Origin of the sequence: Streptomyces sp. NPDC056061, from assembly GCF_042266885.1 — a bacterium.
GTDB lineage: Bacteria > Actinomycetota > Actinomycetes > Streptomycetales > Streptomycetaceae > Streptomyces.
On sequence record NZ_JBHJWQ010000002.1, the window covers coordinates 142570 to 169228 of the forward strand.

General features: G+C 73.0%; 23 protein-coding genes. 9 read left to right on the forward strand and 14 right to left on the reverse strand.

Going from position 1 to position 26659, the window contains the following annotated elements; genetic code table 11:
- Positions 1-68: 68 nt before the first annotated feature.
- Positions 69-497 carry an organic hydroperoxide resistance protein gene (locus ACFC79_RS04755; protein ID WP_376235213.1) on the reverse strand — a complete coding sequence of 143 codons (429 nt, stop codon included), beginning with the start codon at positions 495-497 and terminating at the stop codon, positions 69-71.
- 88 nt (positions 498-585) lie between these two features.
- Positions 586-1605: an NADP-dependent oxidoreductase gene (locus ACFC79_RS04760; RefSeq protein ID WP_376235215.1), complete on the reverse strand. Its 1020-nt coding sequence runs from the start codon at positions 1603-1605 to the stop codon at positions 586-588.
- A gap of 150 nt (positions 1606-1755) precedes the next feature.
- On the opposite strand from ACFC79_RS04760, the gene ACFC79_RS04765 reads away from it, so the two are divergent.
- The 4 genes from ACFC79_RS04765 to ACFC79_RS04780 all read left to right on the forward strand — a co-directional run bounded on the left by ACFC79_RS04765 (position 1756) and on the right by ACFC79_RS04780 (position 5873).
- Positions 1756-2199: a MarR family winged helix-turn-helix transcriptional regulator gene (locus ACFC79_RS04765; RefSeq protein WP_376235217.1), complete on the forward strand. Its 444-nt coding sequence runs from the start codon at positions 1756-1758 to the stop codon at positions 2197-2199.
- A 64-nt stretch (positions 2200-2263) separates the two neighbouring features.
- Positions 2264-2851, forward strand: coding sequence for a hypothetical protein (locus tag ACFC79_RS04770; RefSeq protein WP_376235219.1), 588 nt, complete (start codon positions 2264-2266; stop codon positions 2849-2851).
- Between the two features lie 332 nt (positions 2852-3183).
- Positions 3184-4221: a rod shape-determining protein gene (locus ACFC79_RS04775; protein ID WP_376235222.1), complete on the forward strand. Its 1038-nt coding sequence runs from the start codon at positions 3184-3186 to the stop codon at positions 4219-4221.
- A 26-nt stretch (positions 4222-4247) separates the two neighbouring features.
- The gene (locus ACFC79_RS04780) at positions 4248-5873 is read left to right on the forward strand and encodes a GAF domain-containing protein (protein WP_376235224.1); all 1626 of its coding nucleotides are present in this window, start codon (positions 4248-4250) and stop codon (positions 5871-5873) included.
- 51 nt (positions 5874-5924) lie between these two features.
- Here ACFC79_RS04780 and ACFC79_RS04785 read toward each other — a convergent pair whose 3' ends face one another.
- Entirely contained in the window at positions 5925-6356 is a 432-nt protein-coding gene (locus ACFC79_RS04785; protein ID WP_376235227.1) for an Lrp/AsnC family transcriptional regulator, read from the reverse strand.
- 439 nt (positions 6357-6795) lie between these two features.
- Between ACFC79_RS04785 and ACFC79_RS04790 the strand changes: the two genes are divergently transcribed.
- Positions 6796-8247: an acyl-CoA synthetase gene (locus ACFC79_RS04790; protein WP_376235229.1), complete on the forward strand. Its 1452-nt coding sequence runs from the start codon at positions 6796-6798 to the stop codon at positions 8245-8247.
- Positions 8248-8317: 70 nt separating this feature from the next.
- Here ACFC79_RS04790 and ACFC79_RS04795 read toward each other — a convergent pair whose 3' ends face one another.
- From ACFC79_RS04795 to ACFC79_RS04845, 11 genes are all read right to left on the reverse strand, one after another.
- On the reverse strand, positions 8318-9523 hold the full coding sequence (locus tag ACFC79_RS04795) for an MFS transporter (RefSeq protein WP_376235803.1): 1206 nt from the start codon (positions 9521-9523) through the stop codon (positions 8318-8320).
- A gap of 457 nt (positions 9524-9980) precedes the next feature.
- A complete protein-coding gene (locus ACFC79_RS04800; RefSeq protein WP_376235805.1) occupies positions 9981-11768 on the reverse strand; it encodes an ABC transporter ATP-binding protein in 1788 nt (595 codons plus the stop codon).
- Positions 11769-12377: 609 nt separating this feature from the next.
- Positions 12378-12947, reverse strand: coding sequence for a pyridoxamine 5'-phosphate oxidase family protein (locus ACFC79_RS04805; protein WP_376235232.1), 570 nt, complete (start codon positions 12945-12947; stop codon positions 12378-12380).
- 7 nt (positions 12948-12954) lie between these two features.
- Complete coding sequence (locus ACFC79_RS04810; protein WP_376235235.1) at positions 12955-14283, reverse strand: ATP-grasp domain-containing protein; 1329 nt, start codon at positions 14281-14283, stop codon at positions 12955-12957.
- Positions 14280-15152: an NAD(P)-dependent oxidoreductase gene (locus ACFC79_RS04815; protein ID WP_376235238.1), complete on the reverse strand. Its 873-nt coding sequence runs from the start codon at positions 15150-15152 to the stop codon at positions 14280-14282. The genes ACFC79_RS04810 and ACFC79_RS04815 overlap by 4 nt, the downstream gene beginning before the upstream one ends.
- A gap of 83 nt (positions 15153-15235) precedes the next feature.
- On the reverse strand, positions 15236-16441 hold the full coding sequence (locus ACFC79_RS04820; protein ID WP_376235240.1) for an MFS transporter: 1206 nt from the start codon (positions 16439-16441) through the stop codon (positions 15236-15238).
- Position 16442: 1 nt separating this feature from the next.
- Positions 16443-17420: a diiron oxygenase gene (locus ACFC79_RS04825; RefSeq protein ID WP_376235242.1), complete on the reverse strand. Its 978-nt coding sequence runs from the start codon at positions 17418-17420 to the stop codon at positions 16443-16445.
- A complete protein-coding gene (gene ectB, locus ACFC79_RS04830) occupies positions 17417-18706 on the reverse strand; it encodes a diaminobutyrate--2-oxoglutarate transaminase (protein ID WP_376235244.1) in 1290 nt (429 codons plus the stop codon). The genes ACFC79_RS04825 and ectB overlap by 4 nt, the downstream gene beginning before the upstream one ends.
- Entirely contained in the window at positions 18703-19833 is a 1131-nt protein-coding gene (locus ACFC79_RS04835) for a 3-methyl-2-oxobutanoate hydroxymethyltransferase (protein ID WP_376235247.1), read from the reverse strand. The genes ectB and ACFC79_RS04835 overlap by 4 nt, the downstream gene beginning before the upstream one ends.
- Complete coding sequence (locus ACFC79_RS04840; protein ID WP_376235250.1) at positions 19830-21002, reverse strand: pyridoxal phosphate-dependent aminotransferase; 1173 nt, start codon at positions 21000-21002, stop codon at positions 19830-19832. The genes ACFC79_RS04835 and ACFC79_RS04840 overlap by 4 nt, the downstream gene beginning before the upstream one ends.
- The gene (locus ACFC79_RS04845) at positions 20978-22417 is read right to left on the reverse strand and encodes an LLM class flavin-dependent oxidoreductase (RefSeq protein WP_376235252.1); all 1440 of its coding nucleotides are present in this window, start codon (positions 22415-22417) and stop codon (positions 20978-20980) included. The genes ACFC79_RS04840 and ACFC79_RS04845 overlap by 25 nt, the downstream gene beginning before the upstream one ends.
- Before the next feature lie 196 nt (positions 22418-22613).
- Here ACFC79_RS04845 and ACFC79_RS04850 point away from each other — a divergent pair, with 196 nt between their 5' ends.
- The 4 genes from ACFC79_RS04850 (at position 22614) to ACFC79_RS04865 (ending at position 26528) form a co-directional block, all read left to right on the forward strand.
- Positions 22614-23873: an acetyl-CoA carboxylase biotin carboxylase subunit family protein gene (locus tag ACFC79_RS04850; protein WP_376235254.1), complete on the forward strand. Its 1260-nt coding sequence runs from the start codon at positions 22614-22616 to the stop codon at positions 23871-23873.
- A 70-nt stretch (positions 23874-23943) separates the two neighbouring features.
- A complete protein-coding gene (locus ACFC79_RS04855) occupies positions 23944-24942 on the forward strand; it encodes a ketopantoate reductase family protein (RefSeq protein WP_376235256.1) in 999 nt (332 codons plus the stop codon).
- A 291-nt stretch (positions 24943-25233) separates the two neighbouring features.
- Positions 25234-25863 carry a sensor histidine kinase gene (locus ACFC79_RS04860; RefSeq protein WP_376235258.1) on the forward strand — a complete coding sequence of 210 codons (630 nt, stop codon included), beginning with the start codon at positions 25234-25236 and terminating at the stop codon, positions 25861-25863.
- The gene (locus tag ACFC79_RS04865) at positions 25860-26528 is read left to right on the forward strand and encodes a response regulator (protein WP_376235261.1); all 669 of its coding nucleotides are present in this window, start codon (positions 25860-25862) and stop codon (positions 26526-26528) included. Before ACFC79_RS04860 ends, ACFC79_RS04865 begins: the two co-directional genes overlap by 4 nt.
- Positions 26529-26659 lie beyond the last annotated feature (131 nt).

Genomic DNA, 26659 nt, shown 5'->3' on the forward strand with positions numbered 1-26659 from the left:
TACTCCGTGGCGCGGGGTACGGCCCTCGGTCCGTCGCGAGCGGTGCGGCGGCGCGGCGGCGCTGCGGGTCAGGCGACCGACAGGTCCACCTCGATGTTGCCGCGCGTGGCGTTCGAGTACGGGCAGACCTGGTGGGCCTTCTCCACGAGCGCACGCGCCGTGTCGGCATCGACGTTCGGGATGGCCGCGGTGATCGCGACCGCCAGGCCGAAGCCGCCCTCGGCGGTCTTGCCGATGGAGACCGCGGCGGTCACCGTCGAGCCGGAGATGTCGGCCTTCTCCCGCCGGGCCACGACTCCCAGGGCGCTCTGGAAGCAGGCGCTGTACCCGGCCGCGAACAGCTGCTCGGGGTTGGTGCCCACGCCGCTCCCGCCCATGGACGCGGGCGGGTTGACGACGACGTCGAGGTTGCCGTCGTCGGACGAGACCCGGCCGTCACGCCCGTTCTCCGCGGTGGCGACGGCGGTGTAGAGCACGTTGATGTCCTGCACGGTCATGCCGGGAATTCCTCCTGCTGTGCGCCGCGGGTCGCGCCCACGATCGCGGCGGCCCGGAACCGGGCCGATCGGTGCGCCGGAGCGCCTGTCAGACGAGGGAAACGATCATCTTTCCGGTGTTCTCGCCGTGCAGCAGACCGAGGAAGGCGTCGAAGCCGTTCTCGATGCCCTCGACGACGGTCTCGCGGTACTTCAGCTCACCGGAGCCCAGCCACCCGGCCACGTCCTCGACGAACTTCGGCTGGAGCGCCGCGTGGTCGGCCACCAGCATGCCCTCGATGCGCAGTCGCTTGCCGATGACCAGGGCGAGGTTGCGCGGGGCGGGGGTCGGCTCGGTGGCGTTGTACTGGGCGATCATGCCGCACACCGTCACCCGGCCGTGCACCTTCAGCGAGGAGATCGCCGCTTCGAGGTGCTCGCCGCCGACGTTGTCGAAGTAGACGTCGATGCCGTCGGGGGCCGCCTCGCGCAGCTGCTCGGCGACCGGGCCGTTCTTGTAGTTGAAGGCCGCGTCGAAGCCGTACTCCTCCACGAGGAGCCGGACCTTCTCGTCGGATCCGGCCGAGCCGATGACCCGCGAGGCGCCCTTGATCTTCGCCAGCTGCCCGACCTGGCTGCCCACCGCGCCCGCCGCGCCGGACACGAACACGGCGTCGCCGGCCCGGAACGAGGCGACCTCGAAGAGGCCCGCGTACGCGGTGAGTCCGGGCATGCCGAGCACGCCGAGGTAGGCGGAGAGCGGGGCGAGCGAGCCGTCGACCTTCACCGCGCGCTTGGCCGGGACCTCGGCGTACTCCCGCCAGCCGAGGCCGTGCAGCACGTGGTCGCCGACCGCGAAGCCGTCCGCGTTCGAGGCGATGACCTCGCCGACCGCGCCGCCGTCCATCGGGCGGTCGAGCTCGAAGGGCGGGGTGTACGACTTCACGTCGTTCATCCGGCCCCGCATGTACGGGTCGACCGAGAAGTACAGGTTGCGCACCAGGACACGGCCCTCGCCGGGAGCGGTGACCGGGGCCTCGCGCAACGCGAGGTCCTCGGCCTTCGGCCAGCCGTGGGGGCGGGCGACGAGGTGCCATTCACGGCCGGACGTGGGAAGTGCTGCGGACATGGGCCCGGAATCTCCTCGATGTCTGACGGAGTGGGGGAAGCTTCGCCCCTGGCCCGTGCGGGGCCGGTGGGGGCGAAGATGTTTCAGAACCTGAAACAACCATGCTCCTGAATATTTCATGTTGTCAAGCAACCGGCTATCCTGGGCCTCATGGCCACCACCCGTTCAGACCCCCTCACCCTCGAAGTCGTCGAGCTCATCGGCACCGTCGTGGCGCGCTACTACGAGGAGTACGACGAGGCCGCGGCGGCCCACTCCCTCACCGGGGCCCAGGCACGGGTCCTCGGGCTGCTCGCCCTGGAGCCGATGCCCATGCGCCGGATCGCCCAGAAGCTGAAGTGCGAGCCGTCGAACGTCACCGGCATCGTCGACCGGCTGGAGGCGCGCGGGCTGGTGGAGCGCAGGCCCGATCCGGCCGACCGCCGGGTGAAGCTGGCCGCCCCGACGGAGCAGGGCACCCGGACGGCCCGGCAGTTGCGCGATTCGCTCACCTTCGCGCGGGAGCCGTTGGCCGAGCTGTCGGACGCGGAGCGTGCGACGCTGCGGGACCTGCTGCGGCGGATGCTCGGGGAGCCGGACGGCGGCCGGGCGTGACGGACCTTGCGGGGGCGCCGGACGCGGGCCGTCGGCCGCACGGAACCGTGAGACCGTCGGCCCCATGAGTCCGACCGCATCGTCGAACGCGTCCGCACCGTTCGGTCCCCGCGCGTTCCAGCTCGTCCTGTTGCGCCGGATGGCCGACCACCAGCCCGGTCTGGTGGAGGACGCCCGGCGGGAACTCGGCGCCTCCGCCGCCGAGATGCGGGAGGCCAACCGCCGCTGGCAGGCCATGGTCCGGGCGCCGCGGGGACGGGGTGCGCTGCGCCGCTACCGGTCGGTGCTCGGCGCGCCCGAGTCGTCGGCGCCCCGCACGATCGGCGACCTGGAGTGCGAGGCGCTGCGGTGGCGGGTGCCGCTCTGGCCGGACCTGCGGTTCGAGGTGATGGCCGCACCGGGCGGGGCCGTGTGGAACGAATGGCTGGTCCGGGCGGCCGGGGCACCGGGGCCCGAGCTGCACACGATCGGGGACCTGCGCCCCTGGTCGGCCACGGTGGACGAGGTGGCGCGGGCCTTCCCGCCGGCCCGTCCGATGGAGGGCGGCGCCCCGACCCGGTGGGCACTCGCGATCACCGCGCCCGGGACGGGTGAGCCGTATGTGGCCGAGTTCGCCTGGGGGCTGTTCCAGCGGCTGCTGCCCGGGAGGTGAGGGCCGGGGCCCGAGGACCGCCGCCGCGTCCCGTCACGTCGGCCCGTGCGCTGTCGACCCGTAACGACCTGGGGAGCAATAGGGAGCGGGCTCCCTACGCCCTGCGACTCCGCCTCCCGCGTTGTCGTCGGTCACCGACGCTCCACGTCGCCTCCCTCCTCCGCCTTGGATTCGAAGCCGCATGACGCCGCTCGCTGATCCACTCCCTTTTGCTCCCCAGGTCGTAACTCCGACGGCTCAACCCGGCGGGCGACACGACTCCGAACGGCGCACGATGCGTGGAGGGCCGGCCGCCGCCGGAACCCTCCACCGCGCTCTCGGGAGAACCTGCCGTGACCGTCAGTCTTGAGCAGTTGCGCCGTTGCCATGTCGCCGTCGACCTCGGGGCCGCCCGGACCCGGGTGTACGTGAAAGGACTCGGGCTCGTCGTCGACGAACCGAGCGCCGCCGCCGTGAACACGCGTACCGGTTCGCTGATCGCCGTCGGTGAGCTCGCCGAGCAGATGACGGGTCGCACCCCCGACTACATCCGGGTGGTCCGCCCGGTCACCGGCGGGACGGTCATCGACATCGAGATGGCCCAGCGCATGCTCCGCCAGCTGCTCGGCGAGCGGCTCCGCCGCCAGTTGCGCCGCAAGCCGCGGCTGCGGGCCGCCGCCTGCACCCCGCACGACAGCGATCCGCTCGCCCAGCGGGCCACCGTGGAGACCCTGGTCGGGCTGGGCGCGCGCCGGGTCGAGCTGGTCGACACCCTGATCGCGGCGGCCGTCGGCTGCGGGCTTCCGGTCGAGCAGCCGACCGCCACCATGATCATGGTGTGCGGGGCGGCGACCACCCAGATCGCGGTGCTCTCGCTGGGCTCGATCGTGACGGCGGTACGGGTGCCGATCGGCGGCGACGCCATCGACCACGCGGTGATCCAGCACCTGCGCCAGCACCACGAGCTGATGCTGCCGAGCCAGTCGGTGCGCCCGCTCCACCTGGCGCTCAGCGGCAGCGGTCTGAATCCGTACGGGCCCGCCGTGACCGAGATCCACGGCCGGGACGTGGCGACCGGGCTGGCCCGCTCGGTGCGGGTCGAGACGGCCGCGGTGCGGGAGGCGATCAACGCCCCGCTGACCGGGGTGCTCGACGGCCTCGGCAAGGTGCTGCGCGAGTGCCCGCCCGATCTGGTCGCCGACCTCACCGAATGCGGGATCATGATGGTCGGCGGCAGCGCGCTGCTGCCCGGACTGGACCAGATGCTGCGGGAGGCGACGGGCGTGCCCGTGCACATCGCGGAGCGGCCCGACGTGTGCTCCGTCCTGGGGCTGGGTGCGATGCTGGACGGGAAGATCGAGCCGCTGGTGCTCGACCCGCTCGCCTGCTGACGACCTCGCCCACGGGGGGAACGCGCATGACGGATGGGACAGGGAAGCGGAACGCGACGGCCCCGGGCGCGACGGACCCGGCAGGCCCGAACGCGGTGGACTCCGACACGGAGGCCACGTCCCGGCTGTCGAGGATCCTGGAAGCGGTGCTGAGCGTCGGGACCGACCTCGACCTGCGGGTCACGCTCCAGCAGATCGTGGACACCGCGACGGAGCTGACCGGGGCCCGGTACGGGGCACTCGGGGTCCTGGACCCCGAACTCGGCACCATCGGCGAGTTGTTCACCTGCGGCCTGGACGACGCCGGGCGTCGGCGCATCGGCGAGTTCCCCGACGGGCACTCCGGGATGCTCGGCGCCCTCCTCGGCGAGTCGGGGCCGTTGCGCTCCGACGACCTGACCACCGATCCGCGCTCCTGCGGGGTGCCGCCCGGCCATCCGGTGATGCGGTCCTTCCTCGGGGCGCCGATCCGGGTCCAGGACCAGGTGTTCGGCAATCTCTACCTCGCCGAGAAGCGCACCGGCCGCTTCACCGGCACCGACACGGCGCTGCTCCGGGTGCTGGCCTCACGGGCCGGGACCGCGATCGGCAACGCACGGCTGTATGAGGCGGCCCGGCAGCGGGAGCGCTGGATCGAGGGCGCCGCCGCCGTGACCACCACCCTGCTGACCGGCGGGAACGCCACCGACGCGCTGATGACGGTGGCCGAGGCTGCCCGGACGCTCGCGGACGCCTCCGCCGGGGTGATCCTCCAGCCCACCGAGGCGGGCGGCATGGAGATCGTCACCGCGTCCACTCTCGACGACCCGGCCGGAATCGTCGGCACGACCATCGAGCCCGGCTCCCCCGTGCTGGCCCAACTGCTCGGCGGGGAACCGGTATTCATAGACGACTCGGCAACCGATCCGCGGATGACCACGCATGTCCGGTCGCGGTTCGGGCCCAGCATGATGCTGCCGTTGCAGAGCGGCGGGCGGCTGATCGGCACCCTCGCCCTGCCGCGACGGCGCGGCGCGCGCCCGTACACGGCTCTGGACCGGCAGTTGGCCTCGCAGTTCGCCTCGCAGGCCGCGCTGGCCCTGGTCCTGGCGGACTCCCAGTCCGACCGGGAGCAGCTCGCGGTGTACGAGGACCGGGACCGGATCGCCCGCGATCTCCACGACCTCGTCGTGCAGCGGCTGTTCGCGACCGAGATGATGCTGGAGTCGACCCGCCGCAGAGCCCCGTCCCCGGAGACGGACGAACTGCTGGACCGGGCCGTGGACGAGCTGGACTCCACCATCCACGAGGTGCGGACGGCGATCTTCGCCCTCCAGCAGCCGCCCGCGGAGGCGCCCACCACCTTCCGGGGCCGGGTGCTGCGGGAGACCGGGGGTGCCGCCGCCGTCCTCGGCTTCCAGCCGTCGGTGCATTTCGACGGGGCGGTCGACGCCCTGGTGCGGGAGCCCGTGGAGCGGGAGCTGCTCGCCGCGCTGCGGGGTGCGCTCGCCGCCGCGCACCGGCGGGCCGGTGTGTCGGCGATCGAGGTGGAGGTGGACGCGACGGCGGCACTGCCGGACGGGCGGCCCGCGGTGCGGCTGGCGGTGGCGGACGACGGCCGCGAGGAGGACGGCTCACGCTCGTCGACGCTCGTCTGGCAGGCACCGCTCTGAGCCCTTCGGAGCCGTCACCCGGCGGGCCCGGTTCCGAGTCCTTGGGGCCCGTCACCCGGAGGGCGCGGCCCGCAGCGCGATCCGGGTGGTGGAGTGGGCGACACCGGCCTCCCGCTTGAGCCTGCGCAGCAGTCCGTCCAGGGCGGCGGTGTCGGCGACGGTGGCGCGGACGAGGTAGTCGTGGCCGCCGGTCACGTGCACCACCTCGGTGATGCCGGGAAGGGCGAGCACCGCCCGCTCGAACGTCTCGTTGGCCGTGTCGATGCGCAGCGTCACGTCGATGAAGACGACAAGGCCCGTGCGGGTGTCGGCGGCCGGGTCGATGATCACGGTGAATCCGCGGATCACCCCGTCGCGGCGCAGCCGGCGCACCCGGTCCGCGGCGGCGTTGGCGCTGAGTCCGACCCGTACGCCCAGATCGCGGTACGAGATCCGGGCGTCCTCCTGGAGGATGCCGAGGATTTCCCTGTCCAGACGGTCCATGTCACGATTGTCCCAGTTTTCTATGGATTGCGGTTCCGGGGCGGGGCATCGTGGGCGCGAGGGGACGGGCGGGGCCCGTGCTCCCGTCCCGGTCCCGGTCACGGAGTGTGTGGCCCCGCCCGGCGCAGTCCGGCGGGCCCGCGGGGGCCGTCCGCCCTTGACCGGAGGGGTGGAAACAGTCGTCGAGGGGTCCCCCGCACGAGTCGGCGCAGTGCCGTCGGCCGCCTGCCGGCCCGGTAGTACAGCGGGGCCGAGCAGCAGGTCCGCGAGCCGGTCGACGGTCCGTTCGCCGACGCCCGGTCCGTCGCCGCGGGCGAGGAGGACGCGCAGTCCGTCGTCGCGTCCGTTCAAGGGTGCGCAGGGGCCGGGCCCGCGCCCGTACCGCGGTCATGGCCGGGGCCGGGTGACCGTGGGGCCGGGTGACCGTAGGGTCGGGCAGATGACACCTCTTCTGCCCCAGCCGGCCGATGCCTCCACGCGGGAGGCCGTGCGGTTCGGCGCACACGCGTTGACGTACGAGCGACTGGCCGCCGCCTCCGCCGCACTCGCCGCGCGGCTGACCGGAGCCGGGCGGGTCGCCGTCTGGGCCACGCCCACGCCGCAGACTGTGGTCGCCGTCGTGGCGGCGCTGCGGGCCGGGGTGCCCGCGGTGCCGCTCAACCCGAGGACGGGCGCGCGCGAACTCGGGCACATCCTCGCCGACAGCGATCCGGGCCTGGTGCTGGCCGGGGCGGGCGACGTGCTGCCGCCGGAGCTGGACGCGCGGCCCCGCATCGATGTCGACACGGACCCGGACGACGGCGTCGCGGCCCCGTTCCCGGAGCCCTCCCCCGAGTCACCCGCGCTGATCGTCTACACCTCCGGCACCACCGGCCCGCCCAAGGGTGCGGTCCTGCCCCGGCGGGCGATCGCCGCGTCGCTGGACGCGCTGGCGGACGCCTGGCGGTGGACCGGCGACGACGTGCTCGTCCACGCGCTGCCGCTGTTCCACGTGCACGGGCTGATCCTGGGCGTGCTCGGGCCGCTGCGCCGGGGCGGATCGGTGCGGCACCTGGGCCGGTTCGCCGTGGACGGGGTGGCCCGGGAGCTCTCGTCCGGCGCCACGATGCTCTTCGGCGTACCGACGATGTACCACCGGCTCGCCGAGACGCTGGACGGCTCCGGCAGCGAGGCGGCCGAGCTGGCGAAGGCACTGGCCGGAGCCCGGCTGCTGGTGTCCGGATCGGCGGCGCTGCCGGTCCACGACCACGAGCGGATCGCCGCGGCGACCGGTCGCCGGGTCATCGAGCGGTACGGCATGACCGAAACCCTGATGAACACCGGCGTGCGCGCCGACGGGGAACCGCGCCCCGGCACCGTCGGCGCACCCCTGGGCGGGGTCGAGCTCCGCCTGGTCGAGGAGGACGGCACCGTCCTCACCGATCCCGGCGCCATCGGCGAGATCCAGGTCCGCGGCCCGAACCTCTTCACCGGCTACCTCAACCGCCCCGACGCCACCGCCGCCGCGCACACCGCGGACGGCTGGTTCCGCACCGGCGACATGGCCACCCGGGATGCCGACGGCTACGTGCGGATCGTCGGCCGCAAGGCCACCGACCTGATCAAGAGCGGCGGCTACAAGATCGGCGCGGGCGAGATCGAGAACGCGCTGCTGGACCACCCCGGCGTCCGCGAGGCGGCCGTCACCGGTGAGCCGGACCCGGACCTGGGCGAGCGGATCGTCGCCTGGGTGGTGCCCGCCGACCCCGACGCTCCCCCGGCCGAGGCCGAGCTCGCGGACCATGTGGCCGCCCAGCTGGCCCCGCACAAGCGCCCGCGCACGGTCCGCTACCTGGAGGCGCTGCCCCGCAACGACCTGGGCAAGATCATGAAGCGGTCGCTGCGCCCCTGACCGGCCGTCCCCGGTGCTGCGGCGCGGGCACCGCGCAGCACCACCGGGCCCGGATTCCGGCGGCCGGGCGTCACGGCTGCGGGTCCTTCGCGTCGTACCTGGCGAATCCGCGGTGGCGCAGCCCCAGCAGCGCCACCGCGACGACGCAGGCGATCCCGCCCCCGGTCACCGCGAGGCCGGGCGAGAAGAGGTCGGAGACCGATCCGGCCAGGAAGTCGCCGAGCCTCGGTCCGCCCGCCACGACCACGATGAACACGCCCTGAAGCCGCCCGCGCATCTCGTCCGGCACCGCCGCCTGGAGCATGGTGTTCCGGAAGACCATCGAGGTGGTGTCGGCACATCCGGCGAGCGCCAGGAAGAGCAGCCCGAGCCAGAGCTGGCGGGTCAGCCCGAAAACCGCGACGGCGGCACCCCAGGCGGCCACGGCGAGCAGGACGGCCAGGCCGTGCCGCCGGACGCGCCCCAGCCACCCGGAGAACACCCCGCCGAGCAGTGCCCCCAGCGCGGGTGCGGCGACCAGCAGCCCGGTGGTCCTGGCGTCGCCGCCGTACCAGACCACGGCGACCACGGGGAACAGCGCACGGGGATGGGCCAGCACCATGGCGCACAGGTCGGTGAAGAAGGTCATCCGCAGGTTGGGCCTGGCCCCGAGGAAGCGCAGACCGTCCGCGACCGACGCCCGGCCGGTCCCCGCGCCCTCCTCCCGTTCCGGAAGCATCGAGGGCAGCCGCCACATCGCGTACAGCGAGGCGGTGAAGGTGACGGCGTCGACGGTGTACGCCGCCCGGTACCCCCACCAGCCGACGACGAGGCCGCCGAGCATCGGTCCGACCAGCATGCCGGTGGTGCTGGTCATGGAGGTGAGCGCGTTGGCGGCGGGCAGTTGCTCGGCCGGCAGCAGCCGGGCGATCATCGAGCTGCGGGCCGGTGAATTGACCGCGAAGCAGGCCGCTTGGAGGGCGACGACCGCGTACAGCGGCCACACCCGCTCCAGGCCGACGACGGCCGCGACGACCAGTACCAGGGAGAGCACGAACGATCCCGCCGCACTGACCAGCCCCAGTTTGCGGCGGTCCAGGGTGTCCGCGACGGCACCGCCGTACAGCCCGAAGACCACCAGCGGCACGAACGAGCAGAACCCGATCAGGCCGACCGAGAAGGCGGACTCGGTGATGTCGTAGACCTGGAGCGAGACGGCGAGCGATGTCATGCCCTGGCCGATCCAGGAGACCGTGTTCCCGAACCAGAGCCGCCGGTAGTCGGGGGACGTGCGCAGCGGGGTCAGGTCGGCGAGGAGGCGTGCGCGGCGCGGGGGGCCGCCGGGGTCCGGCCCGGTGGTGGGCGGGGGGTCCGCCGGTGCGGCCGGCCCCGGCACGCGCACCGGTTCGGGGGGTCCGGTCGCCGGTCCCGGCGTTCCCGATGGTTCGGCCTGCTCCGACGTCTCCGCTGTTTCGCTCACAACGGATGGTAGCGACACGGATGGCGGTGCCGCTCCCGGCACCGGCGGCCGGCGTGCGGTCGCTCGCCGGGCCCCTGTCGCCGGGCCCCGGCCCGGCCGTTACTACCTCGCCCACGATGGGCAGTGGGGGAAGGAGCGGTGTCCGGGGCCTTCGAATCCAAGGCGGAGGAGGGAGCCGACGCTGAGCGTCGACGACCGACGACAACGCCGGAGGCGGAGGTCCCGGACGCCGCGACGCCGCTGCCCATCGTGGGCGAGGTAGTTACCCGCTCCGTCAGCGCCAGTGGATTCCCGAGGGGCGGGCCGGGCGGTGCTGCTCGACGGCGTCGCGGGGACGCGTCCTGCGCTCGAACAGGGTGGCGTACAGGCCCTGCCGGGTCAGGAGTTGGGCGTGGGTACCGGACTCCACCAGCCGTCCCTCGTCCACGACCAGAATGCGGTCGGCGTCCGAGGCGAGGGCCAGGTCGTGCGTGATGACGATGGTGGTGCGCCCCTCGGCGAGGCGCCGCAGCGGCTCGATGATGCGTTGCGCGGCCAGCCGGTCCAGCCCGGTGGTGGGCTCGTCGAGGAGCAGGACGGGTGCGTCGCGCAGCATCGCGCGGGCGATCGCGATGCGCTGCAACTGGCCGCCGGACAACCGGGAGGTGCCGGTGGAAATGACGGTGGCATATCCCTGCGGCAATGTACGGATGAACCCGTCGGCGTCGGCCGCCCGCGCCGCCGCCACGACGTCACGGTGCGTCACGTCGGTGTGTCCGCAGCCGATGTTCTCCTCGATGGTGTCGTGCAGGACGAGGGTCTCCTGCGGGAGCAGGGTGATGTTGCGGCGCACGTAGTCCAGTGGCAGCCGGTCGACGGACACGCCGTCCAGCCGGATGCTGCCGCTGTCGGGGTCGTAGAAGCGCAGCAGCAGCGCCGCCAGGGTGGACTTGCCCGCGCCGCTGGGGCCGGTGACGACCACCAGTTCGCCGGGGCTCGCCGTGAACGAGAAGTCCCGGAGCACCGGCTCCTCGCCGCCGGGGTACCGGAACCGGACCGCGCGCGCCTCCACCTCGCCGCGCGCCCGTTCCCGGGGCGGGGCCGGTACGGAGGCGGCGGGGTCGGTGACGGCGGGGCGGGAATCGAGGATCTCCAGCAGGCGTTCGGCGCCGGCGGTCGCCGCGGTGGCCGTGAGGCCGAGCTGGCCCAGGGAGCGGATCGGCGGGTAGAGGTAGCCGATGAAGGCGGCGAAGGCGAGCAGCTGTCCGAGGGTCATCCGGCCCTCGGAGATCTCCCACGCCCCCAGCCCGATGACCGTCAGAACGCACAACGTTTCGAGGACTTCGACGAGTTGCTCGTAGAACTCGGTGAGCCGGACCGCCCGCACCGCCGCCTTCAGCCGGATGCGCGCCTTGCCGAGCAGCCGGGCCTCCTCGTCGCGCTGCCGGTTGTACGCCTGGGTCATCACGACGTTGACCAGCGTCTCCTCGACCACCGCCGTGATGGCGCCGTCCGCCGCCCGGCCGCGCCGGGACACGGCCCGCAGCGGTCCGGCGAACCGGCGGGTGGTGTACCAGAACAGCGGCACCATCACGAAGGTGGCGAGGGCGAGGTCCCAGCGGAGCCACAGCGCGGCGGCGGCGTAGAAAACGGTGCTGAACAGGGCCGAGGCCGCGCCGACGATGCCGGAGACCACGAGCGCCTCGATGGCCTCCACGTCGCCGGTCAGCCGCTCCACCAGGTCGCCGCGGCGATTGCGCTGGTAGAAGTGCGGTGGCAGCGTCTGGAGATGGCCGAAGACACGCGCGCGCAGCCGCAGCACGAAGCGTTCGGCGGTCCAGGCGGCGACGGAGTTGCCCAGATAGCCCGTCACCGCGCCGATGACGGCCACGGCGAGCCACTGGCCGGCCGGCTTCCAGAACGCGCTGACGGTGCCTTCCCGCAGGGCGCTGTCGGTGAGTTCGGCGAAGAGCAGCACCGTGATGGTCTCGGCGACGGCAGAAAGGACGGCGCACACGAAGACCAGGAACAGCCAGCGTCGATCGCCCCTGGTCAGCGGCCAGAAGCGGCGGAACGCCGCCATGATGCCGACGGGATCGGTACGGATCGGTACGTCCGTCACCGATTCGCGGGTGGAGTCCTGGGTGGGTTCGTGGTCGGGAGGTTCTTCCTCGTGGGGCGCTGGGCGCCTCGGTGAACTGCGCAGGCGCATGGGCGTCACGTCACACAGGCTCTCGGTGCCATGGACCGTTTCCATGGGCGCGGGCCGCCCCCATACCGCGAGGCCGACCCGCGCCGTAGCACGAGCCTGCCTCGATTCGGGGATGGAGTCAGGGATGCGGGTCAGTAACGCCCACGACCACCGCGGTCGCCGAACCTGCCGTAGTCGCCGTAGCCCCGGTCTCCGCGTCCACGTCCGCGGTCGCCTTCGCGATCCCGTCCGCGCCCACGGTCACCGTGGTCCCTGTCCCTGTAGTCGAAGATGCTACGAACCTTCATCTTCGCCTCCTTCGGAGGGTTTGATGCGCCGCCCCTGGTTCCTTCGACGGCACTTCCGACACTACGACGCCCCTCTACGGCCAACAAGTCGGGCAAGCCACAATCCGGATAAAAGATGAAAATGGCGGCACATCATCCCGAGCGTGGTCATGAGTGACGCTCCGCAGGCCCGCTCCCGCGGCGGCACGCGCCGTCAGCCCGCGTGCGTCCCGGAACGGCGCGGGCGGGCCGGGAGGCCGTCGACGCTGAGGGAGTTCTTCTCGCGCATGTACTCCTCCAACTGCGTGCGCGTCTTGCGCTCCCCCCATTTGTCCTGGAGGTCCCGCTCCCGCACCAGGGTCATCTCCGGGACCGTGAAGCCGCAGGAATCGGCGATGCGGTCCAGGGACACCACGACGATCGAACGCGGAATCGGATGGGTGCCGAAGTTCCCGATCAGAGCGTCCCATTCGGACGAGTCCGGGAAGACGCAGCGGCCCTCCCCGTACAGCCGCACGATCTTCGGGCGGGCGGTGAACGAGCAGAACATCAGGGTGATCCGCCGGTTCTCCCGCAGGTGGGCGATGGTCTCCGCGCCCGAACCGATGAGATCCAGGTAGGCCACCGTGACGTCGTCGAGCACGGCGAACGTGTCCATGCCGCCCTTGGGCGACACGTTGACACGGCCGTCGGCGGCGAGCGGCGCGGTGGCCACGAAGAACATCGGCGCCTCGGCGACGAAGGACCGCAACGCCGGGGTCAGCACCTCGTAGAGCTTGCCCATGGGCCGTTCATCCCTTCTCCGGCGTCGCCGTGCGGTGCGCCGGCGTGCCGTCCGTCTCCCCGGGCGCCGTCCCCGGGCCCGGAGGTCCGATCAGGCGGTCCGGGCGGGGGGCCACCGCGGCGATGGGACGGGGGTGCGCGGCCGGCTCCCCCGGTGTGGTGCGGATGGTGATGGCCGAGGCGAGTTCCCGGGCCCGTCCGCGCGCCTCGTCGGCGTCGGCGCCACGGACGACGAGCAGCCCGGAACGGTCGTACGACCAGGCGATGGGCAACACCGTGTCGCCGGGCGAGACACCGATCTGCACATCGACGACGTGCGGGTCGGCCCGTACCGCCTCGGCCCCGTCGACGGACTCGACGACGCCCGGCTCGGCGGTGAGGAAGCGGATCGCCGCGCCGCACCGGGGGGCGCCGGGGAACTCCGGTGCGGTGTCCCCCGCGTACCAGCGGAAGGCCAGGGCGTCGATGTCGATGCCGTACACCTCCTGGACGAGGTCCGCAATCCGGTCCCCGCCACGCCGGTTGTGCGACTCCACGAGGCGGGGGCCGTCCGGGGTCAGCTTGATCTCGGTGTGCGACGGGCCGTCCCGCAGGCCGACCGCGTCGAGCATGCGCACCACGAGCTCGTCGACGGCCGCGGCGAGGTCCGGGGCCAGTCCGGCGGGCTGTACGTGGCCGATCTCGACGAGGGAGCCGAGCGTCTCCTTCGCGGTGTGGGCCAGGACGACGTGGCGCCCGTCGTAGGAGAATGCCTCGACGCTGATCTCCGGCCCCTCCAGGTACTCCTCCATCAGGAAGGTGTGCAGCCCGAACGCGCGGGCCCACGCGGCCACGGCGGGCACGTCCTCGGGGCCGTGCACGAGGCGCACGCCGATACTGCCGGAACCGAGTCGCGGTTTGATCACCGCGCGGCCGTGCGCCCCGACGAACGCGCGCAGGTCCTCCTCGCCGCGGCCCAGGCGGGCCGCCGTGGCGTCCACCCCCCGCTCGTCGAGGCGGGCCCGGAAGGCGAGCTTGTCCTGGAGGACCCGGACGACCTCGTGCCCGGTGCCGGGCAGGCCCAGGGCGGTGGTCGCCTCCGCCGCGGTCTCCAGGCCGTCCTCGATCATCGAGACGACCCGCTCGACGGGACGGTCCGCGTGCAGGGCCCGGAGCAGCGCGACGACGGCGTCCGGTTCCCGGTAGTCCGTCAGCAGTGCTTCGGAGACCTCCGCGAGGCCCGCCGCGGCGAGTTCACCGGGCTGGTGGATCCAGACCACCTCGAAGCCCGCGGCACGGGCCTTGCGCAGGGCGGCCGGGGTGCCGCCGACGACCGCCACGCGCCTGACGTCGTTCATGCCCTCAACTCCCGTCCCGCGGCGTTCTCCAGCCAGCGGACCACCTCGACGTTGTCCGCGCCCGCGTCCAGATCCGTCCCGGCCCGTTCCCACAACTCCCGGCAGGCGGTGCCGAACGGGGCCGGGCCGCCCGCCTCGGCCTGCAGGGCGGTGGCGATGCGGATGTCCTTGAGCATCAGCCGCAGCGCGAAGCCCGAGTCGAAGGTACCGGGCAGCACGTGGTCGGGCAGCTTGGTCTCGGAGGCGTGGTTGCGGCCGGTGGAGGCGTTGACGACCTCCAGCATGACGGCGGGGTCCAGGCCGAACGCCCGCCCGGCGAGCATGACTTCGGCGACGGCGGCCAGATTCACCGCCGACAGCAGGTTGTTGAGGGCCTTCAGCGCGTGACCGGCACCGGCCGGGCCGACCCGGTGGATCCGGCCGAGCGCGGAAAGCACCTCCGCGGCCCGGTCGAGGGCGTCGGCGTCCCCCGCGGCCATCAGGGTGAGTTCACCGGCGCGGGCCGCGGCGGGGCTGCCGGAGACCGGGGCGTCCACCACGCGGACCCCGAACCCGGCTGCCAGTCGCCCGAGTTCCAGGGTGTCGGCGGGCGCCGAGGAGCCGGTGTCGACGAGCACGGCGCCGGGTTCCAGCGCGGGCAGCAGCACGTCGGCGACCTGCCGGACGGCGGCACCGTCCGGCAGCATCGTGACGACCACCGGGGCGGCCAGGCCCGGCACGTCCGGTGCTGCCGAGACTCCGGGGTGCGCCGACGCCCGGCGCACCGCGTCCGCGTCCAGGTCGAGGACGACCACCTCGTACCCGCGGTCGGCGAGCCTGCGGCACATCCCCCCGCCCATCGCTCCGAGCCCGGCGAAACCCACCCGCATGATGTGATCCGTCCTTCCGTCCACTGTGTCCCTGTCGTTCGTTCCGTCGTGGGCGGCCCTCACCGTGTCCGCCCGCCGTCCCGTCATGTCCCGGCCGGTGCCTCGGCGCGGGCCCCGGCGCCGAGCGCGACCCGCTCGGCACCCACGCCCGCGAGCAGGAACACCGCGGCGGCGCCGATCCACCCGGCGGTGCCCGCGCCGAGCAGCAGCCCGGTGACCACCACCGGCCCGAGCACCCGCTCCGCGGACAGCCCCAGGTTGAACACCGCCAGGTAGCGCCCGCGCGCCTCGGGCGGTGCCAGCGCGATGGACAGCTCCCAGCCCGCGGAGTTGGCCATGACCTCCCCCAGCGACAGCGCGACGACGGCCGCCCCCAGCCAGCCGACCGCGACCCAGGTGCCGGTGCTGCCGGCCGCCGCGAAGCACAGCCCGGCCGCCGCGAGCACCGCACCGGCCGCGGCCATCAGGCGGCTGGTGCGGCGCAGCCCGTCGGCGAACCGGCTGACCGGGATCTGCAGGACGACGACGAGGCCGGTGTTCAGCGCGAACAGCACGGACACCGTGACGCGCGGCGCGTCCGTGTGCTCCAGCACCCATACCGGCATCGCCACGAGCAGCAGGGCGTCGAAGAAGGTGAGCAGGAAGTTCAGCCCGGTCAGCGCCAGGTAGCGCGGATACGGCAGCGCCCACCTGGCCCGCTCGCGGACCGCCGGACGCTCGTTCTCCCGCACCCGCAGAACCAGTGCCGCGCCCCCGAGGAAGGCGAGGCCGATCGCCCCGAGGGTGATCCGGTAGGCGAGGAGGGTGTCGCTGACCAGGGCCGCGCCCGCCGCCATCGCGCCGACGCCGAGCCCCACGTTGCGCACCACGTTGATCACCGCGAGCACCCGGGTCCGCTCCCGCTGGTCGGGCACCGACCCGGCCACCAGTGCCTGGAGGACGGGCGGCGCGGCCCGGTCCACCGCGATCGCGAGCAGGGTGACCACCAGGAACTGCCAGAAGGAGGTGACGACGGCGTACGTCACGCAGCAGGCCGCGCGGATCGCGTAGAGCACCGCCAGGACCCGTCGTGCCCCGTACCGGTCGGCGAGTTCGCCGCCGAACAGCGACACGGCGAGCGCCACGGCCCCGGCGGTGGCGAGCCCCACCCCGACCTGGTTGGCCGTCAGGCCCACCTGGCGGGTGAAGAACGCCATGGAGGAGGCCATGAACAGGCCGATGCCCAGGGACTGGACCAGGGCCGCCGCGGCCAGCCGGCCGCCGCCGTCGGGGAGTCGGGCGACCCGCATGTCACTCCGCTCCGAATGCGAAGTCCACCCGGTCCTCCAGCTCCATCTCCCGCACGATCCGCCGGATTCCGGAGAAGTCCCGCACCAGCAGGTCGTTGCCGGCGTCGGCGCGGCAGTCGGCGACGATCTCGTCGGCGCGTTCGATGCCCGCGTGGGCGAGGATGCCGGGCCACACCTCGAAGTCCTGGGCGACGAAGGCGTGCAGCGCCTGGGGCAGGTAGTCCGTGAACGCCCTGCGCTGCTTCTCGTCGAGGTGCGTGTACAGCGCCTTGGCGACCTCCACCATGACCGAGGAGTGGGCCGATTCGTCGCGGGCGTGCAGCCGGGGCACGAGGGCGTGCAGCGGCTGGACGGTCTCGTCGCGGGAGAGCAGTTCCAGATAGGCGTTGACGCTGATCTCGGAGACGGTCGTCCAGACGAGCTTGAGCAGGTCCCGCTCCCACCGCTCGCTCGTCCGCGCCTCGGCGGCCAGGAGCCTTCGGTAGGTGACGGTGTGCGGGTAGTGCGGCTCGTCGGTCACCGCCCGCACCTCGCGGGTGCGCTGCATGGCGACCATGTGCATGTACGTGTGCCACACCTCGTCGACGTGGGTCTGCTGCACGGCCCGCTTGAGCTGGACGCCCTCGGCGCCCGGGAAGACGCCGTGCATGATCATCGCGAAGGTGGGGTTGGCGACGTGCTCCTCGGCGGCGATGACGCGCTCGTTGTACACGAGCCAGGCCATGGTCAGGACGTCGCGGCGCTGTTCGGGGGTGGCGGCGAGGAACAGCGGGTGCTCGGCGAACGGCAGCAGCCGGACCGGGTAGTCGGGGAGCGACTCGTCGTACTCCTCGGGCTCGGCGATGCGGTCGAGGTCGGTGCGGATGGTCGCGCGGCGCGGCCAGGCGTCGGCGATGCGGCGCAGCACGGTCTCGTCGATGTGTCCGGGCTCGCCGTCGGTGCCGCCGAGTTCCTCGGTGTTCTCGTTCAGGACGGTCACTGCCCTTCCCCTTCCGTTGCCGCCGAGCCGATCGCGTCGGCGAGAACGGTGATGCCGCCCCGCAGTCCGTCCTCGTCGATGACGAAGGGCGGCATGATCTTCAGGACCTGTCCGCGCGCCCCCGAGGTCTCGACCAGGAGGCCCCGGTCGAAGGCGGCCCGGGAGACGCGGTCGGCGAGGCCGTCGTCGGTGAAGGCGAGTCCGCGGATCAGTCCGCGGCCGCGCACGGCGCAGCCCAGGTGGCCGAAGGTCCGGGCGAGTTCGCCGAGGAGTTCCTCCAGCAGGGCGGCGGTTCTCGCGACGCGGTCGGTGAAGGCGGGGTCGTCCCAGTTCTCCAGGCAGGCTGCGGCGGTGACGAAGGCGAGGTTGTTGCCGCGGAACGTGCCGCTGTGCTCACCGGGTCCGAGCAGATCGAGTTCGGGGCGGACCAGGGTGAGCGCCATGGGCAGGCCGTAGCCGCTGATGGACTTCGACAGACAGATCAGGTCGGGCACGATGCCGGCTTCCTCGAAGCTGAAGAAGGTGCCGGTGCGGCCACAGCCCGCCTGGATGTCGTCGACGATCAGCAGGATGTCCCGTTCGCGGGCCGCCGCGGCGAGCCGGCGGAGCCAGTCGGGGCTCGCCGCGGCCAGACCGCCCTCGCCCTGCACCGTCTCGACGACGAGGGCCGCGGGCCTGTCGATGCCGCTGCCCGGGTCGTCGAGGAGCCGGACGAGGTGGTCGACGGTGTCGGTGTCCGGCCCGAAGTAGCCCTCGTAGGGCATGCGTGTGACGTGACCGAGCGGGACTCCGGCGGCGCCCCGTTTGAAGGCGGTGGCGGAGGCGGCCAGGGCGCCGAGCGAGAGACCGTGGAAGCCGCCGGTGAAGGCGACGATGTCGGTGCGGCCGGTGACCCGGCGGGCGGTCTTGAAAGCGGCCTCGACGGCGTTGGTGCCGGTCGGGCCGGTGAACTGGACGCGATGGTCGAGTCCGCGCGGGGCGAGGACCACCTCGTGGAAGCGGCGCAGGAAGCGGGCCTTGGCCGTGGTGTGCAGGTCGAGGCCGTGCGCGGGGCCGTCGGCGAGGACGTAGTCGACGAGTGCGGCCTTCGCCTCGGGCGGGTTGTGGCCGTAGTTGAGCGCACCGGCGCCGGAGAGGAAGTCGGTGTACTCGCGGCCCTGTTCGTCCCACATGCGGTGGCCGGAGGCGCGGGTGAAGACGGCGGGGAAGCGGCGGCAGTAGGTCCGCACCGCCGATTCGAGCGCGTCGAAGACGGTGGTGCCGGAGGTCGGTTCGGTGACGGTCAAGACACGCTCCAGGGATCGGTGTCGGTGATCCGCGCGGCCTGGCGGGCGTCGAGCGCGGTGCGCGGGGAGAGCGGGAACCAGCCCGCGAGGGTGAGCCGGATCAGTTCGCGCATCCGGTCCGCGATGAGGTCGGGGGTGTACGCCTCGGGCACGTCGGCGGCGTCGATGGTGGGGGTCGGCGGGAAGTAGCGGCCCGGCCGGGCGGGGCGCACCACGGCGTCCCACAGGTTGAGGCTCTGTCCGCCGAGGCGGGCCCGGCCGCTGAACACCGAGTAGACGGGCAGGCCGGCCGGGTGGGGGCGGCTCAGTGCCTGGTTGACCGGCTCGCTCACCATCTCCACGATCAGGCCGCAGGCCCCCGCGTCCCGGGCCCGGCGGGCGCGGGCGAACAGCTCCAGCGCGTCGTCCACGGCGTCCCCGTGCCGGCCCAGGCCGGTGAGCTGGGGGGTGTAGCCGATGTGGGCGAGGGTGGGCAGGCCGGTGGCGGCGACCGCCTCCACGCAGCGCAGTTCGTCCTCGCCCGCCACTTCGATCTTCACCGCGTCGGCGCCGGCTCCGGCGAAGCGGGCGGCGGCCTCCCGGGCCGCGGCGGGTCCGGCGGTGGCTCCGTCGGGCAGGTCGGCGAGCAGGAACGGGACCCGGGGCGCGGCGAACACCCGGTCCATCGCGCCGCGGACCTCGTCGACGAGGCCGACCAGGGTCGACAGCGCCCAATCGCGTTCGGCGGTGCCGGACAGGACGGTGGTGGGGCGGCCGAGGTGGGTCATGAAGTAGGAGTCGCCGACCATCACGCATTCGACGGGGCTGTCGACCAGGTCGGGGGCGCGCAGCGCCCCGGCCAGCCCCTCGATCTCGTAGTCGCGGTAGGCGTTGATCTTCAGGCCGAGCTGGGCCGGCGACTCGTGGCGCCGCAGGTACGGCGCGAGGGCGCCGGCCGGCGGCGGGGCGGTAACGAGCTGGGGAACAATAGGGGTGGAGCAGCGAGCGTCGTCATGCGGCTTCGAATCCGAGGCGGAGGAGGGAGTGATGGCGGAGTCATCGCGACCGACGACAACGCGGGAGGCGGAGTCGCAGGGCGTCGCGAGCCCGCCCTCTCTTGCTCCCCAGCTCGTGAGTTCGGCACTCATGCGGCGCCCTCCCCGTGGACCTTGTTGATGCGGTGGACCGCGTCGCACACCGTCTGCGGCGGCGCGGCGGTGAAGCACAGGCGGGCCCAGGCGTCGCAGTGCGCGCCGAAGACCCGGCCGGGGGCGAGTCCGACGCCCTCCTCGGCGCAGCGGCGGACGAACGCCTCGCCGTCGCCGTATCCCCTCAGGTCGAGGAAGGTGTAGAGGCCGCCGGTGACGGGGGTGTGGGGGATCTCCAGGGCGTCGGTGGCGAGGCGGCCCGCCTCCGCGGCGAGGCGGCGGCGCTCGGCGAGCTCGGACGACGGGGTGGACAGGGCCTCGTACGCGGCGAACTGGGCGGCAGTGGAGACGGAGTACAGGGTGTGCAGCGACCACTTGGTCAGCGTCTCGGTGCAGCCGGGCGGGGAGATGAGGTGGCCGACGCGGGCGCCGGGCATCGCGTACGTCTTGCTGCACGAGTACACGGAGAAGGTGCGGGCGTCGGCGCCGCCGACGGTGGCCGGGTCGAGGAAGCCGTCGGGCGAGAAGTCGTAGTTCTCGTAGGCGTTGTCGGCGATCAGCCACAGGTCGTGCCGCTCGGCCAGGTCGACGAGGCGGGCCAGCTGGTCCTCGTCGAGTCGGTAACCGGTGGGGTTGTTGGGGTTGTTGAAGTAGATGGCGCGGGTGCGTGGACCCACGGCTGCGCCGATGACGGAGATGAAGTCGAAGGCGGGGTCCGGGTCCGGGCCGGACAGCTCCAGGAACACCGGCACCTCGCGGGGCACGCCGCCCGCGGCATGGACCAGGCCGGTGGCGAAGAGCCACTGCGGGGAGAGGACCAGCACGTCGTCCCCGGGGCTCAGGATCGCGTGCAGCACGACGGCGATGGCGTGCGTGGCCCCGGAGGTGACCAGGATCCGGTCCGGGTCGACGGGGGTGGCGCGGCGCTCCCCCGCCGTCTCGGCGAGGCGCTCGCGCAGGGCGGGGACGCCGACGGGCGGCGCGTGTTCGTGCGGTGCGATGCCGAACTCGGCGCGCTCCCAGGTCCGGGGCCGGGCGCACGGCGGGAACACGGTCTTCCCCTGGTGCAGCCCGACCGGCGCCCCGTGCCCGTGGGCCCGGAGCAGCCGCTCGACGGCGACCAGTGGTGAGGGGGGTATCTCGGTCAGTGGACGGCTGAGGGACGGCATGGCGATGTCTCCTGGTCGGCGGTGGCCGGCGTGGCGGCGGTCGCTTTCTCTCCGGCCGGTGTGCCCGCGTGGCCGGCCGCCGCGCCCCGGGGCGGGCGGGGCAGGCCGAGGTTCTCGCGGAGGGTGGTGCCCTCGTAGGCGGTACGGAACAGTCCCCGGCGCTGGAGTTCGGGCACCACCAGGCCGACGAAGTCGTCGAGGCCGTCGGGCAGGACCGCGGGCATGATGTTGAAGCCGTCGGCGGCGCCGGTGGTGAACCACTCCTCCAGCTCGTCGGCGAGGGTCTCGGGCGTGCCGATGACGATGCGGTGGCCGCGTCCGCCGGAGATGGACCGGTACAGCTCACGGATGGTCAGGCCCTCGCGGCGCGCCTTCTCGTACACGAGTTGCTGGCGGCTGGTCGAGCCCTCGGTGCGGGGCAGTTCGGGCAGCGGGCCGTCCACCGGGTGGCCGGAGATGTCGACGTCGCCGAGGAGCAGTTTCAGCAGCCCGAGGCCGACGACCGGGTCGACGAGCTCCTGGAGCACCGCGTACTTGTCCTCGGCCTCCGCGCGGGTCCGGCCGACCACGGGGAAGATCCCGGGCAGCACCTTGACCTGGTCGGGGTCTCGGCCGTGGTCGGCGACCTGTTCCTTGATGCCCCGGTAGAACGTCCGTGCCTGGTCGATGTCCTGCGCGGCGGTGAAGACGACCTCGGCCCAGCGGGCGGCGAAGTCCTGCCCGTCCGGCGAGGCACCGGCCTGCACGATCACCGGGTGGCCCTGGGGCGGGCGGGCCACGTTCAGCGGGCCGCGCACCTTGAAGTGCTCCCCCTCGTGCCCCAGGACGTGCAGCTTCTCCGGATCGAAGAACCGCCCCGACTCCTTGTCGTAGACGAAGGCGTCGTCGTCCCAGCTGTCCCAGAGCCCGGTCACCACCTCCATGAACTCCCGCGCCCGGTGATAACGCGACGCATGGTCCGCCTGCCGGTCCAGATTGAAGTTCCGCGCCTCCGCGTCGGTGACGGAGGTGACGACGTTCCACCCCGCGCGCCCCGCACTGAGATGGTCCAGCGACGCGAACTTCCGCGCCAGGTTGAACGGCTCGTTGTACGACGTCGACGCCGTCGCCGCCAACCCGATGTGCGTCGTGTGCACCGCAAGCGCCGACAGCAATGTCAACGGCTCGAACTGCACGATGCGGCCCTGCCGGCTCAGCTCGTCGGCGTCCCGGAACGGGATGCGGATGCCGACCCCGTCGGAGAGGAACACCATGTCGAACAGGCCGCGCTCGGCGGTCCGCACGAGGTCCCGGTAGTGCCCGAAGTCCAGTCCGCCGTCGGCGTGTGCGTGCGGGTGGCGCCACGAGGCTATGTGGTAGCCCGGCGCGACGAGAAACGCTCCGAGACGGAGTGTCCGGTGCGGTGTCCGCGTCATTCCGAATCCCCCTTTGCATACGTGACCCGGAAGGGGACGGTAGCCAAGGGAACGTGCGGGGCCACGCTTGTGGGCACAACGAGATTTCCCATCGAAAATCCCGTTGTTCCCATTGCGCCGAAGCCTTTCCCAAAACCCCCGGAATTCGCTCGGCCGATCTACTCTGCACGCGGCCCGCGAATCCGGAGGCAGACCGATGGACAAGGCGACTTCCCCGCACCCCGACGGCTCGGCGGACACGGCGGACCCGAGCCCCCCTGCGGACGGCGACGGCGTCCTGGTCCTCGTCGACAGCGACTACGCCGACACCCCGTACGACCTCTGGTCCGCCGAGGCCGGGGTCCGGCCGTCGCTGCTCGTCGCCGCGCACCGGTATCCGCAGTACCGCCACATGCCCGGCGCGCGCCCGTTCACCGGGTACGGCACCGGCGGCGAGGTCGAGCGGGCCGCACTCGCCGGGTCTCCGGCGACGGTGGTGGCCCGTGCGGAGGGGGACGTGCTGCGCGCGGCGCGGCTGCGCGAGGTGCTGGGCGTGCCGGGGCAGGACTTCGCGAGCGCGCTGGCCTTCCGGGACAAGGTGCTGATGAAGTCGCTGCTGCGCGAACAGGGCGTGGCCGTACCGGAGTTCGCGCCGGTACGGATTCCGCTGGACCTGCTGGCGTTCGTCCGCGAGCACCCCTATCCGGTGGTGGTGAAACCGGCGTTCGGCTCCGGCTCCACCGGGACGCGGGTGCTGCGGGACGACGCGGACCTCGCCGCGCTCCTCGCCTCGGGGCTGCCCGAGCACCCGCAGGTGGAGCGGTTCGTCGAGGGCGCGATGTACGTCGTGGACGGGCTCGTCGTGGCGGGTGAGCCGCGCGCCGTCTTCGTCTCCCGCTACCTCAACGACTGCCTGTCCTACCGGGAGGGCGCGCACCTGGGTTCGGTGCAGCTGACCCGGGACGATCCGCTGGTGGACCGGCTCGCCGACTACGCCCGGCACGTCCTGGACCGGCTGCCGACGCCCTGGTGCACCGCCTTCCATCTGGAGGTCTTCCGCACACCGCGGGACGAGTTGGTGCTGTGCGAGGTCGCCAGCCGCACGGGCGGCGCCCTGACCGCCGCGGCCGTGCGCGCCGCCACCGGTTTCGACCTGGACCGCGAGTGGTTCCTGGCCCAGGTGAGGGGCGCCGCACATCCCGTGCGCGAGGTGACCGGGGCGGCCCCGGGGCGTTCGGCGGCCTGGGTGGTGTTCTACCCCGAGTCGGGCACACTCAAGGAACTGCCTTCCGCCGCACCCCCGTTCGTCGTCGAGCAACGGGTGCGTGGCACGGTGGGCGAACGGTACGAGGGCGGCGAGAAGTCCGGGGTCTACCTGGCCGGTTACGTCGTGACGGGCGAGGACGCCGACGAGGCCGAGCGGCGCGTGGGCGAACTCGCCGAGTGGTACGCGGCCTCGGTCCGATGGTCGGGGTGATCCCGGGCCCCGGGCCGGAGGCCGGTTTTCGAGGCATCGGCGGACCGCCGGGAAGGAACGAGGAACAGTGATGCGCTACATCGTCGTGGGGGCCGGAGCGGTCGGCGGTTCGATCGGCGGGCGGCTCCACGAGAGCGGCCGCGATGTCGTCCTGGTGGCACGCGGCGCCCACGGCAGGGCCCTGCGCGCGGACGGGCTGCGGTTCACCACGCACGAGGGCACCCGGACCCTGCGGGTGCCGGTGGCCGAGGGCCCCGAGGAGGTCGGACTGCGCCCGGACGACGTCCTGGTGATGGCCGTCAAGACGCAGCACACGGCGGAGGCCCTGGCCCGATGGGCGGGGCGCCCGGTGGAGGGCGGCGGCACCGCGGGCGAATCGCTGCCGCTGGTCTGCGCGCAGAACGGCGTCGAGAACGAACGCCTCGCGCTGCGGCTGTTCCGCCGGGTGTACGGCGTGTGCGTGGTGCTGCCCGCCTCCTTCCTGCGTCCGGGCGCGGTCACGGCGGCCTGCGGCCCGTGCACCGGGGTGCTGGTTCTCGGCCGCTACCCGTCCGGCGCCGACGACACCGTCCACCGCATCGCGGCCGATCTGGAGGATTCGGTGTTCCGCGCACCGGTCGTGCCCGACGTGATGCGCTTCAAGTACGCCAAACTGCTGGGAAATCTCAACCAGACCGTCGAGGCGCTGTGCGGTCCGGTGGCGGCCGGGACCCCCGCCGGGGAGCTCGCCGCGCGGGTGCGGGCCGAGGGGGCCGCGGTGCTGGAGGCGGCCGGTATCGGGCACGTCACCGCGGCCGAACTGGCGGCGCTGCGCGAGGGCGCCGTGGAGGCACGACCGGTGCCGGACGGCGAACGCGCGCTGGGTTCGGCGTGGCAGAGCCTGGCGCGCGACGCGGGTTCCATCGAAGCCGCCTATCTCAACGGGGAGTTCGTGCTGCTGGGACGGATGCACGGGGTGCCCGTTCCGGCCAACGAGACGCTGCTGCGGCTGGCCGAGGCGGCGGCCTCGGGGGGCCTCGCGCCGGGCGGGACGGCGGCGACGGACGTCCTTGCCCTGCTGAGCGTCTGACAATTCCACGCGGGTGGGTCCGCCGGGCCGCCCACGTCATACTCCGTGGCGTATGACCGCGAATCCCCCGAAAGCTCCCCCGGGCAAATTCCTCGCAAAGAATCTCTTTACCCAAGCGTGATTGCCGCTGCCCCGCCCATCGGAATCAATGAATTTCGGGCGGCACCGAACGGCCACTCCCCGGCGAGGTCACACGGTCAACAACCGTTCCACGCCTACCTGATGAGTGAGTATTGAATTCGGCCACACTGACCGAATTCAATGCATCGGATTGACCGGAGCGGGGGTCTCATGTCCGGACGCGCGCCTGCGTTCTGCACGCCGGCACGAAGACGGGAGAACATACGCACACACGAACAGCGCAACGCGCTGCACCTGCTCGTCGGCCTGCTGGAAATGGCCGGACAGGGCGGAACGACTGGAACTGACCGCATATCGGAATCACCCGTACGGACCCTGCTGGTGGGGAAGACCGTGGCGGCCGCGCAATGGGGCATTCGACTGACGGTGGGCGAGGGCTCGCCCCGGCGCCGGTGCCGGGACCGATCCCTCGATCTGGTCACCATCGCGGGGAACCTCGTCGACAACGCCGTCGACGCACTCCTCGCACACCGGCCGACGCCGCCGGACGAACCGCGGATCGAGGTGGACCTGCGCGAACGCGCGGGCCTCACCGAGCTGCGCGTGTCGGACAACGGGCCCGGCGTGCCCCCGGAGCTGCGGCACTGGATCTTCACCGAGGGCGCGTCCACCAAGCCACGCCGGGACGGCCGCCCCCGGGGGCTGGGCCTGGCCCTCGTCAGCGACCTGGTGTCGGGGCGCGGCGGCACCGTGACGGTGGACGGACGCGCGGGCGGCGGGGCGGTGTTCACCGTCCGGATGCCCCCGGCGGTGCCCGTCGGCGAACGGAGGGCGCCGTGATCGACGTTCTCGTGGTCGACGACGACTTCCACGTCGCCGAGATCAACGCGCACTACGTCTCCCGCGTCCCCGGATTCCGGGTGGCGGGGCGGGTCCACGACGCCGCCGCGGCCTTCGCCACCGTGCAGTGCGGGGGCATCGACCTGCTGCTCCTCGATCACTATCTGCCGGACGAGAGCGGACTGTCGCTCACCCGCCGGCTGCGCCGGGAGGGTCCGGACGTCGACGTGATCATGGTGACGGCGGACAACCGGCCCGCCTCCGTCCAGGAGGCGCTGCGGGCCGGGGTGCTCCAGTACATCGTCAAACCGTTCACCTTCGACGGGCTGCGCGGAAAGCTGGAGGCGTACGCGCAACTGCACGGAACCCTCGGGGACACCGCACTGGACCAGGACCGGATCGACCGGGTCATGGGCACCTTGCGCGCCTCGGCCACCTCCGGTCCGATGCCCAAGGGGTACACGGAGCGGACGGCCCGGCTGATCCGGCAGATCGTCTCGCGGGCCGGCGGTCCGGTGTCCGCCAACGAGGTGTCCACCCAGGCCGGGGTCAGCCGGTCGACGGCCCAGCGGTACCTCAAGTACCTGGAGGAACAGGGGCGGTTGCACCTCACCCTGAAATACGGGGACAGCGGGCGGCCCGAGCACCACTACTCCGCCTCCTGACGGTGCCGCCCGCCAATCGACGTGGCGGGCGGCACCCGGGGCGGGGGGGGGCGGGGGGGCGCGCGCGCCACCGCGCCCCGTGAGCCCCCCCGGCGAGCGCTCAACGCCCGCGGGCGCGGGGCGGGCGGCGG